Source organism: Pseudomonas sp. CFBP 8758, assembly GCF_014841725.1.
GTDB lineage: Bacteria > Pseudomonadota > Gammaproteobacteria > Pseudomonadales > Pseudomonadaceae > Aquipseudomonas > Aquipseudomonas baltica.
In genome coordinates, this window is record NZ_JACYUK010000007.1 from 111186 (window position 1) to 127118 (window position 15933).

12 protein-coding genes and 2 tRNA genes are annotated in these 15933 nt (G+C 62.7%); 5 read left to right on the plus strand and 9 right to left on the minus strand.

Annotated features, from left to right (window positions below):
- Window positions 1-168: 168 nt before the first annotated feature.
- On the plus strand, window positions 169-405 hold the full coding sequence (locus IFT75_RS16480; protein WP_192055747.1) for a hypothetical protein: 237 nt from the start codon (window positions 169-171) through the stop codon (window positions 403-405).
- 30 nt (window positions 406-435) lie between these two features.
- Here IFT75_RS16480 and IFT75_RS16485 read toward each other — a convergent pair whose 3' ends face one another.
- The 8 genes from IFT75_RS16485 to rnr all read right to left on the minus strand — a co-directional run bounded on the left by IFT75_RS16485 (window position 436) and on the right by rnr (window position 10222).
- A complete protein-coding gene (locus IFT75_RS16485) occupies window positions 436-2739 on the minus strand; it encodes a YgiQ family radical SAM protein (protein WP_192055748.1) in 2304 nt (767 codons plus the stop codon).
- 234 nt (window positions 2740-2973) lie between these two features.
- Complete coding sequence (gene dnaB / locus IFT75_RS16490; RefSeq protein WP_122480359.1) at window positions 2974-4371, minus strand: replicative DNA helicase; 1398 nt, start codon at window positions 4369-4371, stop codon at window positions 2974-2976.
- A gap of 114 nt (window positions 4372-4485) precedes the next feature.
- Entirely contained in the window at window positions 4486-4932 is a 447-nt protein-coding gene (rplI, locus tag IFT75_RS16495) for a 50S ribosomal protein L9 (RefSeq protein ID WP_122480360.1), read from the minus strand.
- Between the two features lie 21 nt (window positions 4933-4953).
- On the minus strand, window positions 4954-5850 hold the full coding sequence (locus tag IFT75_RS16500; protein WP_122480361.1) for a hypothetical protein: 897 nt from the start codon (window positions 5848-5850) through the stop codon (window positions 4954-4956).
- A gap of 38 nt (window positions 5851-5888) precedes the next feature.
- Window positions 5889-6119 (minus strand): 30S ribosomal protein S18, encoded by a 231-nt coding sequence (rpsR, locus tag IFT75_RS16505; protein WP_008368574.1) that lies wholly within the window; start codon window positions 6117-6119, stop codon window positions 5889-5891.
- 28 nt (window positions 6120-6147) lie between these two features.
- Window positions 6148-6582 (minus strand): 30S ribosomal protein S6, encoded by a 435-nt coding sequence (gene rpsF, locus IFT75_RS16510; protein ID WP_192055751.1) that lies wholly within the window; start codon window positions 6580-6582, stop codon window positions 6148-6150.
- A gap of 248 nt (window positions 6583-6830) precedes the next feature.
- On the minus strand, window positions 6831-7580 hold the full coding sequence (rlmB, locus tag IFT75_RS16515; protein WP_122480363.1) for a 23S rRNA (guanosine(2251)-2'-O)-methyltransferase RlmB: 750 nt from the start codon (window positions 7578-7580) through the stop codon (window positions 6831-6833).
- The gene (rnr, locus tag IFT75_RS16520; protein WP_192055752.1) at window positions 7577-10222 is read right to left on the minus strand and encodes a ribonuclease R; all 2646 of its coding nucleotides are present in this window, start codon (window positions 10220-10222) and stop codon (window positions 7577-7579) included. Before rnr ends, rlmB begins: the two co-directional genes overlap by 4 nt.
- A 226-nt stretch (window positions 10223-10448) precedes the next feature.
- On the opposite strand from rnr, the gene IFT75_RS16525 reads away from it, so the two are divergent.
- From IFT75_RS16525 to IFT75_RS16540, 4 genes are all read left to right on the plus strand, one after another.
- Window positions 10449-10535 (plus strand) — tRNA-Leu (locus IFT75_RS16525).
- Window positions 10536-10721: 186 nt separating this feature from the next.
- Window positions 10722-10808, plus strand: a tRNA-Leu gene (locus tag IFT75_RS16530).
- A 365-nt stretch (window positions 10809-11173) separates the two neighbouring features.
- Window positions 11174-12190: an extracellular solute-binding protein gene (locus IFT75_RS16535; protein WP_192055754.1), complete on the plus strand. Its 1017-nt coding sequence runs from the start codon at window positions 11174-11176 to the stop codon at window positions 12188-12190.
- Window positions 12187-13740: an ABC transporter permease gene (locus IFT75_RS16540; protein ID WP_192055756.1), complete on the plus strand. Its 1554-nt coding sequence runs from the start codon at window positions 12187-12189 to the stop codon at window positions 13738-13740. Before IFT75_RS16535 ends, IFT75_RS16540 begins: the two co-directional genes overlap by 4 nt.
- Window positions 13741-13915: 175 nt before the next feature.
- On the opposite strand, the gene IFT75_RS16545 is transcribed toward IFT75_RS16540, so the two are convergent.
- On the minus strand, window positions 13916-15850 hold the full coding sequence (locus IFT75_RS16545; RefSeq protein ID WP_192055758.1) for a methyl-accepting chemotaxis protein: 1935 nt from the start codon (window positions 15848-15850) through the stop codon (window positions 13916-13918).
- Window positions 15851-15933 lie beyond the last annotated feature (83 nt).

Below are 15933 nucleotides of genomic sequence, written 5' to 3' on the forward strand. Positions count from 1 at the left end.
GGTTCAGCCACTGCACTGCGAAGCGGGACATCCGATCGAACGGTTGCCCTCGTTCGGCGTGTGCCAGCGTCGCATACATTGGACGCATCGTGGTGCGATAAACCTGTATTGCCCAGGCAGGAGGCGCTCACCTTAATGTGGGCGCTCATTCAATCAGGAGATATTCCCATGCCAACCGACCAAGACACCGCTGCGCAAGCCCTGCTCACCGCGCAGCCTTCAAGACAGCGCAAGACGTCGTTGCGCCCCACCCAGGCACTGATCGACGCCATCCGCAGTGCGACCAGAGACGGAGTGCTGGACACGACCGACAACCCAGCCCACGACGCCATCGCCGCCCGCCCACCGCGACGGGCGCAGCCGAAGTCGAACGACACCGAGCCTGACGGTCACACCGAGCCGTAAGCCATCGCGCTCACGGCAGCGCAACGTGCATCAGCGCGGCAGGACCGGCTGGCGGGTCGGCTTGCCCTTGCCCTTGCCGGGCTTGGCAGCCTGCTGGCGATCCTTGGCGGCCTGCTTGCTGCGCGCCTCGGCGGCAGCCTTGGCCTGCTCGCGCTTGTCCCACGGCTTGGAACCGTCGCTGGCACGCGGCGGCAAGCCGGTGTGCTGGGTCAGGATGCGGGTTTCCTTGGCCACCTTGTGGCTGCCGGCCGGGGTGGAATTCTTGCGTCGCGCACTCTGATAGGTGTCGGTAGCCGGCTGATGCAACGGAATCAGCTGGTGTTTCCCCGGACCGATCAGGTCGGCACGGCCCATGCGTTCCAGTGCCTCGCGCAGCATCGGCCAGCCCTTGGGGTCGTGATAGCGCAGGAATGCCTTGTGCAGGCGACGCTGTTCCTCGCTCTTGACGATGGTCAGGTTGTCGCTCTTGTAGGTGACCTTGCGCAGCGGGTTCTTGCCCGAGTGGTACATCGCGGTGGCCGAAGCCATCGGCGAGGGGTAGAACGCCTGCACCTGGTCGGCACGGAAACCGTTGCCCTTGAGCCACAGCGCCAGGTTCATCATGTCTTCATCGGTGGTGCCGGGGTGGGCGGCGATGAAGTACGGGATCAGGTACTGCTCCTTGCCCGCTTCTTTCGAGAATTTCTCGAACATGCGCTTGAATTTGTCGTACGAGCCGATACCCGGCTTCATCATCTGATTCAGCGGACCTTCCTCGGTATGCTCCGGGGCGATCTTGAGGTAGCCGCCGACGTGGTGCGTCACCAGCTCCTTGACGTACTCGGGGGACTCCACCGCCAGGTCGTAGCGCAGGCCCGAGGCAATGAGGATCTTCTTCACGCCCGGCAGTGCCCGCGCGCTGCGGTACAGCTGGATCAGCGACGAGTGGTCGGTGTTGAGGTTCGGGCAGATCCCCGGGAACACGCACGACGGCTTGCGGCACGCGGATTCGATTTCCGGGCTCTTGCAGGCGATGCGGTACATGTTGGCGGTCGGCCCGCCAAGGTCGGAGATCACTCCGGTAAAACCTGGCACCTTGTCGCGGATCTCTTCGATCTCGCGAATGATCGACTCTTCGGAACGGTTCTGGATGATCCGCCCCTCGTGCTCGGTGATCGAGCAGAAGGTGCAGCCACCGAAACAGCCGCGCATGATGTTCACCGAGAAACGAATCATGTCGTAGGCCGGGATTTTCTGGTTGCCGTACGCCGGGTGCGGAACCCGGGCATAGGGCATGCCGAACACGTAGTCCATTTCCTCGGTGGTCATGGGAATGGGCGGCGGGTTGAACCACACGTCCACTTCGCCATGCCGCTGCACCAAGGCACGGGCATTGCCTGGGTTGGTTTCCAGGTGCAGCACGCGGTTGGCGTGGGCGTACAGCACGGCATCGCCGCGCACCTTCTCGAAGGAAGGCAGGCGAATCACCGTCTTGTCCCGCGTCATCCGCGGGCTGGCCAGGATCTGCACGACCTTGGCTTCGTTCGGGTCTTCGACGTTGCCTTTCTCCTGCTCGATGGCGCAGGCCTGGGTGTCCTGAGTGTTGACGTACGGGTTGATGATCTTGTCGACCTTGCCTGGCCGATCGATACGGGTCGAGTCGACCTCGTACCAGTCCTTGGGCGTATCGCGGCGAATGAACGCGGTGCCGCGAATGTCAGTGATCTCTTCGACCTTCTGACCGTACGACAGGCGCTGGGCCACTTCGACGATGGCGCGCTCGGCGTTGCCGTACAGCAGGATATCGGCGCAGGCGTCGATCAGGATCGAATGACGAACCTTGTCCTGCCAGTAGTCGTAGTGCGCGATGCGGCGCAGCGATGCTTCGATGCCGCCCAGCACGATCGGCACATGCTTGTAGGCTTCCTTGCATCGCTGGCTGTACACCAGGCTGGCGCGGTCTGGCCGCGAGCCGGCCTGGCCGCCGGGCGTGTAGGCGTCGTCGGAACGCACCTTCTTGTCGGCGGTATAGCGGTTGATCATCGAATCCATGTTGCCGGCCGCGACACCGAAGAACAGGTTAGGCTCGCCCAGCTTCATGAAGTCGTCCTTGGACTGCCAGTTCGGCTGGGCAATGATGCCCACGCGAAACCCCTGGGCTTCCAACAGCCGGCCGATGATGGCCATGCCGAACGACGGATGGTCGACATAGGCATCACCGGTGACGATGATGATGTCGCAGGAATCCCAGCCAAGCTGATCCATCTCCTCCCTGCTCATAGGCAGGAAAGGCGCTGGGCCGAAGCATTCGGCCCAGTATTTGGGATAGTCAAAAAGCGGCTTGGCTGCTTGCATGTCGATGACCGTATGAAAAATCGCGGGCGCGGAATATAGCACAAAAAATAACCAATTCCGATGGCTTTAGTCGGAAATGGCTGGCGAATTTTCCGCCTGCAGAGCTCGTTGAACCTGGATCCCTGCTGTAGGAGCGGTCAGCGGCCGCGAAAGCCCCAACGCGGTGTACCTGACCCAACCGCACCGCTCATTCGCGGCCATGGACCGCTCCAACGGGAAATCCGAACAGCGCATTTACTCGTCGTCGTCGAAGTTGTAGCTACCCGGAGCGAGGTTCTCGAAGCGGGTGTACTTGCCGATGAAGGCCAGGCGGATGAAACCGATCGGACCGTTACGCTGCTTGCCGATGATGATCTCGGCAATGCCCTTGTGCTCGGTGTCCGGGTGATACACCTCGTCGCGATAGACGAACATGATCACGTCGGCATCCTGCTCGATGGCGCCGGATTCTCGCAGGTCGGAGTTCACCGGGCGCTTGTTCGGGCGTTGCTCGAGCGAGCGGTTGAGCTGCGACAGCGCCACCACCGGGCAATTGAACTCCTTGGCCAGCGCCTTCAGCGAGCGAGAGATCTCGGAGATCTCGTTGGTACGGTTGTCGCCGCTGGAACCGGGGATCTGCATCAACTGCAGGTAGTCGATCATGATCAGGCCGATCTCGCCGTGCTCGCGCACCAGGCGACGCGTACGCGCACGCATCTCCGACGGACTGATTCCGGCCGTATCGTCGATGAACAGCTTGCGATCGTTGAGCAGGTTGACCGCCGAGGTCAGGCGCGGCCAATCGTCGTCGTCCAGCCGACCCGAGCGCACCTTGGTCTGATCGATACGTCCCAGCGAGGAAAGCATACGCATGATCAGCGAATCGCCTGGCATCTCCAGCGAGTACACCAGCACGGCTTTCTCGCTGCGCAGTACGGCGTTTTCCACCAGGTTCATGGCAAAGGTGGTCTTGCCCATGGACGGACGGCCGGCGACGATGATCAGGTCGGCCGGCTGCAGGCCGCTGGTCTTCTCGTCCAGATCGGTGTAGCCGGTGGACAGGCCGGTGATGGCCGCATCGGTATTGAACAGGGTGTCGATGCGATCGATGGCCTTGGTCAGCAGGTCGTTGACACTGACCGGGCCACCGGTCTTGGGCCGCGCCTCGGCGATCTGGAAAATCTGCCGTTCGGCCTCGTCGAGAATCTCGGCAGCATTGCGCCCCTGCGGATTGAACGCACTGTCGGCGATCTCGCTGCTGATGCTGATCAACTGGCGCAGGGTGGCACGCTCGCGAACGATCTGCGCGTAGGCCTTGATGTTGGCCACCGACGGGGTGTTCTTCGCCAGCTCGCCCAGGTAACCCAGGCCACCGACCTGAGTGCCCTGGCCTTCCTTGTCGAGCTGTTCGTGCAGGGTGACCACGTCGAAAGGCGTGTTCTGATCGGCCAGCTTGGCGATGGCGCGGAAGATCAGCCGGTGGTCATGACGATAGAAATCGCCGTCCGAAACCTGATCGAGCACACGTTCCCAGGCGTTGTTGTCCAGCATCAACCCACCGAGCACGGCCTGTTCGGCCTCGACGGAATGCGGCGGCACCTTGAGGGCAGCGGTTTGCAGATCGTATTGCTCGGGAGCGGATATCTCGTTCATGGCCACTTGAAATTCGGGTTGCAGAAAACAGCTTCTTCACAAAAACAAAAGGCACGACCTGTGAACAGGTCGTGCCCGATGTTAAACCGCCTGGCACCAGAGGTGCCAGCCGACTTATGCAGCTACTACGACAACGCGTACGGTAGCTTCAACGTCGCTGTGCAGGTGCACGGCTACGTCGTATTCGCCAACGTTACGGATGGTGCCGTTCGGCAGACGCACTTCAGACTTGGCCACTTCGACGCCGGAGGCGGTCAGGGCGTCAGCGATGTCGTGGGTGCCGATCGAACCGAACAGCTTGCCTTCGTCGCCAGCGGTGGCAGTGATGGTCACTTCCAGCTCGGCCAGTTGGGCAGCACGCGTTTCGGCCGAAGCCTTCTTGTCGGCAGCTGCTTTTTCCAGCTCGGCGCGACGCTCTTCGAACGCAGCCAGGTTGGCAGCGGTCGCAGCGGTAGCCTTGCCGAATGGCAGCAGGAAGTTACGACCGTAGCCGGCCTTAACATTTACCTTATCGCCCAGGTTGCCCAGGTTGGCGACTTTTTCCAGCAGGATCAGTTCCATTTGGTATAAACCTCTTAACTTTTAACCTTCACCGTTCGCGGAATCGCTATCGGTGCCTTTCGGCCCGATTCGACCGCGAAAATCAATCAGGCTGTCGACAATGGCCAGGACCACGAGCAACGGATAGATCAGCTGCATAAACAGCACGAGCGTGACGTACATCCCCACGAGCCAGAACCTGCCCAGCTTGCCCGCCTTGACCAGCCCATGCATCAGGGCCAGCCCGGCGAACACCAGCGGTACGCTGCACAGCGGCGTCAACATGGCCATCTGAGGTCCGAAGTTCGGACCGATGAGCATGCACGCCAGCAGCAATACCGCCGGCCAGAGTGGAATGCGAATGGCGCGAAACTCGCTGCCAAAACCACCCGGGTTGTACAACGCCGCCTGCCAGTAACGCCCCAGCATCAGGGCTGCCACGCTGACGACTTGCAACAAGGCCGCTATCAGGCCATTGAGTACCGGCGCAATGAGGCTGCCAAGGCTGGCCCGCTCCTCTACCGACATCTGCTGGTAGAGACCACCGAGCATCTGCGGCAGGCGTTCGTTCAACGCCTGCGCCAACGCTTCGATGGGTTCGCGAAACACCACGCCCAACAACACTCCGTACACCAGCCCCAGCGCTATGCTGGCCAGCAGCACGCGATTCCAGGCCCACCCCGCGCGCAACAGCGCCGCGAGCCCCAGTGCGCCCAGCAACACCATCAAGGTGCGCGGTTCACCGAAGTACCACCAGGCCAAAGCCGGCAGCAGAGCCCAGATGAGGACGCCAATGGCGTCACTCATGCCGCGCCGCAGGTACACCAGGCACGCTGCGGCAGCACTCAACCAGAACAACAGCGGCAATGCCGCGCATCCGACCACTACCAGAGTGGCCTGCATGCGACCGCGCATGATGAAATCAGCCAGGGCACGCATGCGTATCTATCCTTTTACTGCGTATCGACAACCCGGTCTCAGCGGCCGTGGCTGTCGGTGTAGGCCAGCAGGGCCAGGAAGCGGGCGCGCTTGATAGCGACGGCCAGCTGACGCTGATAACGAGCCTTGGTACCGGTGATACGGCTTGGAACGATCTTGCCGGTTTCGGATACGTAGGCTTTCAGAGTGTTGAGATCCTTGTAATCGATCTCCTTCACATCTTCAGCGGTGAAGCGGCAAAATTTACGACGACGGAAGAAACGTGCCATGTAATGGGCTCCTCAAAAGGTCCGTGGATTACTCGTCAGCGTTATCGCTGGCGTCGCTGTTGTCGCTGTTGTCGCTGTCATCGCCATCGGCGCTGTCAGAGTGCTCAGGACGGTCACGACGCTCACGGCGCTCGCTGCGGTTTTCTTCTGCCTTGAGCATCTCGGACTGGTCGGTGACGGCTTCGTCGCGACGGATGACAAGGTTACGGATCACGGCATCGTTGTAGCGGAAGTTGTCTTCCAGCTCGGCCAGGGCCTTGCCGGTGCACTCAACGTTCAGCATCACGTAGTGAGCCTTGTGAACGTTGTTGATGGCGTAGGCCAGTTGACGACGGCCCCAATCTTCCAGACGGTGGATCTTGCCGCCGTCTTCTTCGATCAGCTTGGTGTAACGCTCAACCATGCCGCCGACTTGCTCGCTCTGATCCGGGTGGACCAGAAAGATGATTTCGTAATGACGCATGAATGCTCCTTACGGGTTGTAGCCTGCCGCCAGAGCGGTCAGACAAGGAGTGAATGACACTGTGTGTCTTGCCTTGTGGCTTTTGGATAGAGGCGCACGAGTGCACCAGCCATCACGGCAAGGGGCGCAATTGTAGAGAAGGGGTTGGGGGGAAGCAAGGGGATTGGTGAATATTTGTACAGCGATGGCGGTGTCGCGGCCAACCCCTTCGCGGGCAGAGGGCTCGCGGAGGGGTTGGCCCGGGTGGATCATTTCTTCTTGGCGTTACGCTGACGAACCGCTTCGAACAGACAGATACCGGTCGCCACCGACACGTTCAGGCTGCTCACGCTGCCCGCCATCGGCAGCTTGACCAGGTAGTCGCAGTGCTCGCGCGTCAGGCGACGCATGCCCTTGCCTTCGGCGCCCATGATCAGGATGGTGGGCCCGGTCATGTCCTGCTGGTAGATCTCGTTGTCCGCCTCGCCGGCGGTACCCACGACCCACAGGCCACGCTGCTGGAGTTTTTCCAGGGTACGGGCCAGGTTGGTCACAGCCACCAGCGGAATCACTTCCGCTGCGCCACACGCCACCTTGCGCACGGCAGGAGTGAGGGTGGCCGATTTGTCCTTGGGCACGATCACCGCCAGCGCACCGGCCGCATCGGCGGTACGCAGGCAAGCACCCAGATTGTGCGGATCGGTCACGCCATCCAGAACCAGCAGCAACGGCGGGCCCTCGGTGCGATCCAGCAGCTCGTCGAGCATCGCCTCGCCCCACACCTGACTCGGGCTGACCTCCGCCACTACCCCTTGGTGCACGCCTTCGACCCAGGCATCCAGCTCACGCCGCTCGGCCTGGCCAACCGCCACACGATTCTGCGTGGCGAGGTCGACCAGGGTCTGTACCCGCGGCTCACTGCGCCCCTCGGACAGCCAGATCTGCTTGACCCGCTTGGGATGATGGCGCAACAGCGCCTCCACCGCGTGCACGCCGTAGATTTTTTCCAGCTGACTCATGACTTGGCCTTGGGTTTGCGGCTGCCCGATTTCGATGGACCCTTGCGGTGCTTGGTCGCCTTGGCATCGCCTCCGGCGCCCGTGCTGCCAGTACCGCCGTTGCGGCTGCCGTAAGCCTTGGCCGAGCCGCCCTTGGCTGCATCGGCAAGCAGGGCCTTCTTCATTTCACGGCTCTTGCGCACCTCGGCGTTCTGCGCGGCGGCATCGGATGCCCGATAGACCTCTTCGCTGTCGGCCTTGCGCGCCTTGCTCGGGGCAGCGCTGCGCTTGGCGGCAGCGGCGGCCGGCTTCTCGGCGGCGGTCTTTTCGACCGCCGGCGTGGTCGGGTAGCTCTTGGGCTTGCCGGCCGGCGCGTCGGCCTTGCGGTTCTTGCGCCCGATCGGCTGGTTCAGCGTTGCTTCGCCGATACCGAAATCGATCTTGCGCTCGTCCAGGTCGACCCGCATGACCTGCACCTCGACCGTGTCGCCAAGGCGGAAATTGCGCCCGGTGCGCTCGCCGGCCAGACGATGGTGGATCGGGTCGAAATGGTAGTAGTCGCCCGGCAGCGCGGTGACGTGCACCAGGCCTTCGACGAAGATATCGGTCAGCTCGACGAACAGGCCGAAACCGGTCACGGCGGTGATCACGCCAGGGAAGGTTTCGCCCACGCGGTCCTTCATGAACTCGCACTTGAGCCAATTGACCACGTCACGAGTGGCTTCGTCGGCACGGCGCTCGCTCATCGAACACTCTTCGCCCAACTGTTCCAGCGCCGCTTCGTCGTACGGATAGATGCGCGCCTTGGGAATGGTCGGGGCACCGGCGCGCTTGACGTGCGGGGTGTCCTGCTTGGAGTGGATCACGCTGCGGATCGCCCGGTGCGTGAGCAGGTCGGGGTAGCGGCGGATCGGCGAGGTGAAGTGGGTGTACGCCTCGTAGTTCAGGCCGAAGTGACCATGGTTGTCGGCGCTGTACACCGCCTGGCTCAACGAACGCAGCATGACGGTCTGGATCACGTGGAAATCCGGGCGACCCTGGATGGTTTCCAGCAGTGCACGGTAATCCTTGGGCGACGGACCGTCCTTGCCCTTGTTCAGCGACAGGCCTAGCTCGCCGAGGAAGGCACGCAGCTTTTCCAGACGCTCCGGCGGCGGACCGTCGTGGACGCGATACAGAGCCGGGATTTCGTGTTTCTTGAGGAATTCGGCAGTGGCCACGTTGGCCGCCAGCATGCATTCCTCGATCAGCTTGTGGGCATCGTTGCGGATGGTCGGCTTGATCTCGGCGATCTTGCGCTCGGAACCGAAGACGATGCGCGTCTCCTGGGTTTCGAAGTCGATGGCACCACGCACGTGACGCGCCGACAGCAGCACCTTGTACAGGGCATACAGCTGCTTGAGATGCGGCAGCACATCGCCGAACTCGCCACGCAGGGCCTTGGCTTCGCTGCTGCGCGAATGCTCGAGCAGGGTACTGACCTTGTTGTAGGTCAGGCGCGCATGGGAGTGGATCACGGCTTCGTAGAAGCTGTAGTCGGTCATCTCGCCGGTCTTGGAGATGGTCATCTCGCAGACCATGGCCAAGCGGTCGACATGGGGGTTCAGCGAACACAGGCCGTTGGACAGCTGCTCGGGCAGCATCGGAATCACGCGCTCGGGGAAGTACACCGAGTTGCCACGTACCTGGGCTTCGGTATCGAGCGCCGAGCCAAGCTTCACGTAGCTGGACACGTCGGCAATGGCGACGTACAGGGTCCAGCCGCCGTTGAACAGGCGCAGCTTGCTCTTGGCTTCGCAATAGACGGCATCGTCGAAGTCGCGCGCGTCTTCGCCGTCGATGGTCACGAACGGCAGATGACGCAGGTCGATGCGCTTCTCCTTGTCCTTGTCTTCCACCTGCGGCTTGAGCTTGGCGGCCTCCTTGAGCACGGCTTCGGGCCATACATGAGGAATGTCGTAGGTGCGCAGGGCGACGTCGATTTCCATGCCGGGCGCCATGTAGTTGCCCAGCACCTCGACGATGTCACCCTGAGGCTGGAAGCGCGCGGTTGGCCAGTGGGTGATCTTCACCCCGACGAACTGGCCGATCTTCGCGGCGCCGTGGCGACCGGGGGTGATCAGCACTTCCTGCTGCACCTTGGGGTTGTCCGGTGTCACGAAACCAATGCCGCCTTCTTCGAAGTAGCGGCCAACGATGGTTTCATGGGCACGCGACACCACTTCGACGATCACGCCTTCGCGACGGCCGCGACGGTCGAGGCCGGAAACCCGTGCCAGGGCACGGTCGCCATCGAACACCAGACGCATCTGCGCCGGGCTCATGAACAGGTCGTCGCTGCCGTCGTCGGGGATCAGGAAGCCGAAACCATCGCGGTGACCGCTGATGCGGCCGGCGATCAGGTCCAGCTTGTCCACCGGGGCATAGGTGCCACGACGGGTGTAGATCAGTTGCGCATCGCGCTCCATGGCACGCAAGCGGCGGCGCAGGGCTTCCAGCTGGTCCTCGGTGGTGAGGCCGAACTCGTCCACCAGCTGCTCGCGGCTGGCGGGAGAGCCGCGCTCGTCGAGGTGCTTGAGGATCAGCTCACGGCTGGGAATGGGGTTTTCGTATTTTTCCGCTTCACGAGCGGCCTCGGGATCGAGGGTCTGCCAATCGGCCATTAGAGAGAATTCACCTTGTCTATATAGGCGTTAGTTTGGCATACGCGTATTGAAACGGGAAATTTCAGGCGCTGCCTGCCAGTTAAAAGCCCTGCCCCGAGGTCGAAAACAGTGTCCGGGACGCCACTGGGGAATTTTAGTCGATTTTTCTCGCCACAGGGGTTTACAGCGTAAAGAGCGCTCCGTATAGTGCGCGCCATCGACAACGCACAGCGTTGCAGATGCTGCCCAGATGGTGAAATTGGTAGACACGCCAGCTTCAGGTGCTGGTGACCTTACGGTCGTGGAAGTTCGAGTCTTCTTCTGGGCACCAATTCAGGACACGAGATTACATCAATCTTGTGCCACTCACAAAAGCCCGCGAAAGCGGGTTTTTGCGTTTCAGGGCTTTTTCAGGCAGTTGGATGTTTTGAATTAACAAAATCAAAACAGGGGTTTACAGATCAAAAGGGCGGTCGTATAGTGCGCCCCATCAACGGCGTGCAACGCTGCTGATGCTGCCCAGATGGTGAAATTGGTAGACACGCCAGCTTCAGGTGCTGGTGACCTTACGGTCGTGGAAGTTCGAGTCTTCTTCTGGGCACCAATTCTTCACAAGAACCCGCGAAAGCGGGTTTTTGCGTTTCCGGCACCCCAAAATCTCCCCACCATTCTCCCGTAGGGGCAGTCCGTGACCGCGAAAGAGCGCATCGGTATATCAGACACACCTCGCCGCGCCCTTCGCGGCCGATGACCGCTCCTACGATAGGTCTGCATACGCGCGCTCCCGTAGGAGCGGTCCGTGGCCGCGAAACAGGCGACGCGGTCTTCCTGACACACCCCAGGGCGCCCTTCCCGGCCGATGACCGCTCCCAGGGATAAGCCTTGCGTGGATCCGAAAGGCCACCTGAGAACCTATATCGTTTACAATTGTTTCAAGATTCCGCTGCCCTGCCGTAAGGAAGTTGCCCCATGCCCACACCAACCCTCCGGTCCCTTTTTCGCACCCTGGCCGCCTGCCTGCTGGGCACGGCACTGGCCGCCCAGTTGGCCCTGGCCGCCGACAAGGTCGAACTGACCCTCTACAATGGCCAGCACAAGGAAATAGGCGAGGCCATCGCGCAGGCCTACGAGGCCAAGACCGGGATTCATGTCAATGTCCGCAAGGGCAGCAGCAATCAATTGGCCAGCCAGGTAATGGAAGAAGGCCAGCGCTCTCCGGCGGATCTCATCTACACCGAAGAATCACCTCCTCTGAACAATCTGGGCGAGAAAGGCTTTCTGGCCAAAATCGACGGCAGCACCCTGAGCATGCTGCCGCCCGAATACGTCGCCAAGGACGGTTCGTGGATGGGCGTGACCGCTCGCGTACGGGTGGTGGCCTACAACCCGAAGCTGATCGACGAAAAAGACCTGCCTGAAACGGTGCTAGAGTTCGCCGAGCCGCAGTGGCAGGGCAAGGTCGGCTTCGTGCCCACCAGCGGAGCCTTCCAGGAGCAGGCCGTGGCCATCATCAAGCTGCACGGTCGCGAGGCCGCCGAGGAATGGCTGACCGGCCTGCGCGCCTTCGGCAAGACCTACACCAACAACATGGTCGCCCTCAAGGCGGTGGAGAACGGTGAAATCGCCACTGTTCTGGTAAACAACTACTACTGGTTCGCACTCCAGCGCGAGAAAGGCCAGCTCGACTCCAAACTGCATTACTTCAGCAATGGCGACGCCGGCGGCCTGATCACCATTTCTTCCGCTGCCGTTCTCAAGTCCAGCAAGCACCCGCGGGAAGCCCAGGCGCTGCTCGCCTACATGGCCAGCGAGGAAGGCCAGCGCGTCATCACCCAGACCACTGCCGAGTACCCACTGCACAAAGGCATGGTCTCGGACCGCGGCCTGAAGCCGTTCGACGAGCTGCAGGCACCGGCCATCACTCCGGCAGACATCGGCAATGCCGAGGACGCGCTGGACCTGGAACGGGACGTCGGCCTGAATTGACCACATCTCTCGTCGTGCCTGCGGGGCGGCGCAAGCGCCCCTCGATCTGGGTGCTCGTACCCGTCCTGCTGCTGGTCGGGCTGAGCCTGCTGCCCCTGCTCTACGTTGGCCTGAAGGCGTGGCAAGCGGGCCTCCACGAAGCCATCAGGCTGTTGTGGCGCCCTTACGTGCTGCGCTTGCTGGGCAACACCCTGATGTTGATGGCCGGGGTGACGGCGGCCTGCGTGGTCATCGGCGTGAGCCTGGCCTGGTTGCTCGAACGCAGCGACCTGGCCGGCCGACGTCTCTGGGGCGTGATCCTCTGCTTGCCGTTCGCGGTACCTGCCTTCGTCAGCGGCTTTACCTGGGTTTCGCTCAGCCCACGATTCGAAGGATTGGGCGGCGCGATTCTGGTGATGACCCTGTCGAAATACCCGCTGGTGTTTCTGCCGGTTGCCGCAACGCTGCGCAATCTGGACACCTCTCTGGAGGAATCGGCGCGCACGCTGGGGCAGAACCGCACGGGGGTGTTCTTCAAGGTCACCCTGCCGCTGCTGTGGCCGGCGGTACTGGGTGGGGCGCTGCTGATCGCGCTGCACATGCTGGTGGAGTTCGGCGCCCTGTCGATCCTGGGGCTGCAGACCTTCACCACAGCGATCTATCAACAGTTCGAACTGGAATTCAGCAACACCAATGCGGCGATGCTGTCGGCACTGCTGCTGGTTCTGTGCCTATTGCTGCTGTGGCTGGAGCTGAAGGTGCGTGGCAACGCGCGTCACATTCGCACCGGCCAGGGCGCTGCCCGGCGTGCAACCCCTTTGCGGCTCGGCGCCTGGCGGGTGTTGGCGCAGTTGTATTGCCTGCTGCTGGTGGTCGTTGGCAGTGGGGTGCCACTGGCCATGCTCGGCTATTGGCTGGTGAAGGGCTCGTCGGCGGCCTTTCCCGTGGCGGCCATCGGCGAGGCGCTGTTGACCTCGTTGGCATTGGCCCTGGGCGGCGCCGCGCTGTGCCTGGCGCTGGCATTGCCCGTGGGGCTGTTGGTGGTGCGCCACCGGGGCCGCCTGGCCATCTGGGCAGAACGCCTGCCCTATCTGCTGCATGCGCTACCGGGGCTGGTGATCGCCTTGACGCTGGTGTATTTCGCCCTGCACTACGTTCCGGCGATGTACCAGACCACAGGGCTACTGTTGCTGGCCTACGCGCTGCTGTTTCTGCCCCTGGCGCAGGCGCCGGTGCGTACTGCCCTGAACAAGGCCGCGCCTGCGCTCGAAGAAGCGGCACGTACCCTGGGCGCCACGCCGTTCACCGCGTTCTGCCGGGTGACTCTCCCGATCATCTTCCCGGCAATGGCGGCGGCATTCGCGCTGGTGTTCCTCGATGGCATGAAAGAACTGACCGCCACGCTGGTGTTGGCCCCAACTGGCATGACGACTTTGGCGACCGAGGTGTGGTCGCACACCTCGAACATGGAGTTCGCCGCCGCCGCGCCCTACGCGGCACTGCTGATCCTGATTTCCGGCGTCCCGGTGTACCTGCTCACCACCCGCATGTACCTGAACCGCACAGAGTGAAGCCACGCAATCCTGCAGGAGCGGTCCGTGGCCGCGAAACGGGCACCGCGGTTCGTCAGCAAGAACCGCGGCGCGCCCTTCGCGGCCGATGACCGCTGATGCCACGCAATCCTGTAGGAGCGGTCCGTGGCCGCGAAAAGGCACCGCGGTTCGTCAGGCAGACCGCAGCGCGGCTTCAGGCGCGGAATTGGCCCAGGCTGGCTTTGAGCTGGGCAGCGAGCTTGTCCAGTTCCCGGCTGCTGGCCGTGGTCTGCTGTACGGCGAACGCTGCTTTCTCTGCCTGGGCGTGGATCACCTGCACCCTGCCCTTCACCGCCTGCGCGCCTCGCGCCTGCTGTTCGGCCGCCTGGGTTGCCAGGCCGATCGCCGAGTGCACCTGTTCCACCGAAGCCTGAACGGCCTGCTGCAGCCGCGCACTGTCGCGCAGCACTGCCAGGCCTTCGTCCGCCTGTCGTCCGGCCTGACCGATAGCCGCCACCGCTTCCCGCGCACCGGCCTGCAAAGCGCCGATGTGGGCCTGGATATCGCCGGTCGAACTCTGCGTCTTGCTTGCCAGCGCACGCACCTCGTCGGCGACCACGGCGAAACCGCGCCCGGTCTCACCGGCCCGCGCCGCCTCAATGGCGGCATTGAGCGCCAGCAGATTGGTCTGCTCGGCGATCCCGTGGATCACCGTCAACACCACCTCGATCTGCTGGCTCTGCTCGGCCAGGCGCTCGATCACCTTTGAGCCGCTCTGCACCTGGCTAGCCAACGCCTCGATCAACCCCCCGACCTGTTGCGAGGCACGAGTATTGTCGTCGGTGGCCTTGCGAATCTGCGCCACCTGCTGCAAGGCCGACTGCATCGCCTGGCTCTCGGCCTGAGCCTCATCGGCCATCTGCGACAAGTCGTGCAGGCTCTGCGCTACTTCATCGCGCTGCAGTCGAGCGGCATCATCGGCACCAGCGTTGCGTTGGGCCATGCTGCCGATCTCGATACCGGTCTTGTGCGCCACCTCACCCGCCTCGCGAACGATAGGCTGCAGCTTGTCGACGAAACGATTGACCGCCGCCGCCATGTCGCCGATCTCGTCACGGCTGTGGATAGCGACGCGTTTGGTCAGATCACCCTCGCCTGCGGCCAGATCATCCAGCGCACCGACCAGCAGACGCAGACGATGCACCACGCGCCGCCCCAGTACCGCGGCCAGCACCACCAGCATGACCATGCCGACCAGGGCCAGACACAGCCCGATGCGCCAGCGCAACTGCGCCGCAGCGGCCTGCACCGTGTTGTGGGTATTGGCCTGCATGGTCGCCGCCGCCGATTCCGCCGACTGCAGACGCGCCTGCAGCGCCTTGGCACTTTCGGCCGAGGCGCCTTGCAGGCTCTCGCCCACCAACTGCCCCGCACTGGCAATCAATGCCGCGAAGCGCTTGTCCAGTTCGGCCACCTCGGCCTCTACACCGGTGCGCGAGACAGCCATCAGTACCCGGCCGATCTCTGCGCCATTGGGGTTGATCGAGGCCTCGACATAGATCACCGCCGGGTCTGTCTTGGCCGCATTGAGCACCTTGTCCAGAGCTCGCTCACCGGCACCCTTGGCCAACAGCGCCTGGTTGATGGGGTTGTCGCGGTTCAAGTAACGGGTCAAGTGCTCGCCCTGGGCGTCGTTGTAGATCACGAACAGCACGTTGGGGTTGCGCTGGGCACGGCGGGCGAACTCGGAAAGCGTCGGTACATCGTTATCCCACATTGCCCGCGGCGCGACCGAGGCCAGCAATTCGGCCATGTCGGTGGCCGATTCTTGCAGGTCCTTGTCCAGCGTGGCGCGGATCTGCGCCTGCTCGCCGCTCAAACGCGCCGACAAACCGGCACTCAGGCGCTGGCGAGTATTGCCCGAAAGGCTCTCGAGGCCGGAAGACACTTCCGCGCTCGCGCTTTGCAGCTCGCCCGTCAGCCGTTGGCTGTCCTGAGCCATGCGACGATCCAGATCCGCTTCCAGCGCGGTGACCGTGCTTCGGGTCAGCGCAATGGCGGCCAGCACCTGCACCAAAAGAGCGATGCCCAGGGCGATGAAGACCGGACGCAGCAAACGGCTGCGCATAAGAGAAAGGACAGCGGACATGTGAATCCCCTTTTTATTGACGCCATTCTGACGATGGCGCCTGATTGAGGACTCACACAGCAAAGGCCGTGCCGAGAAGGTTT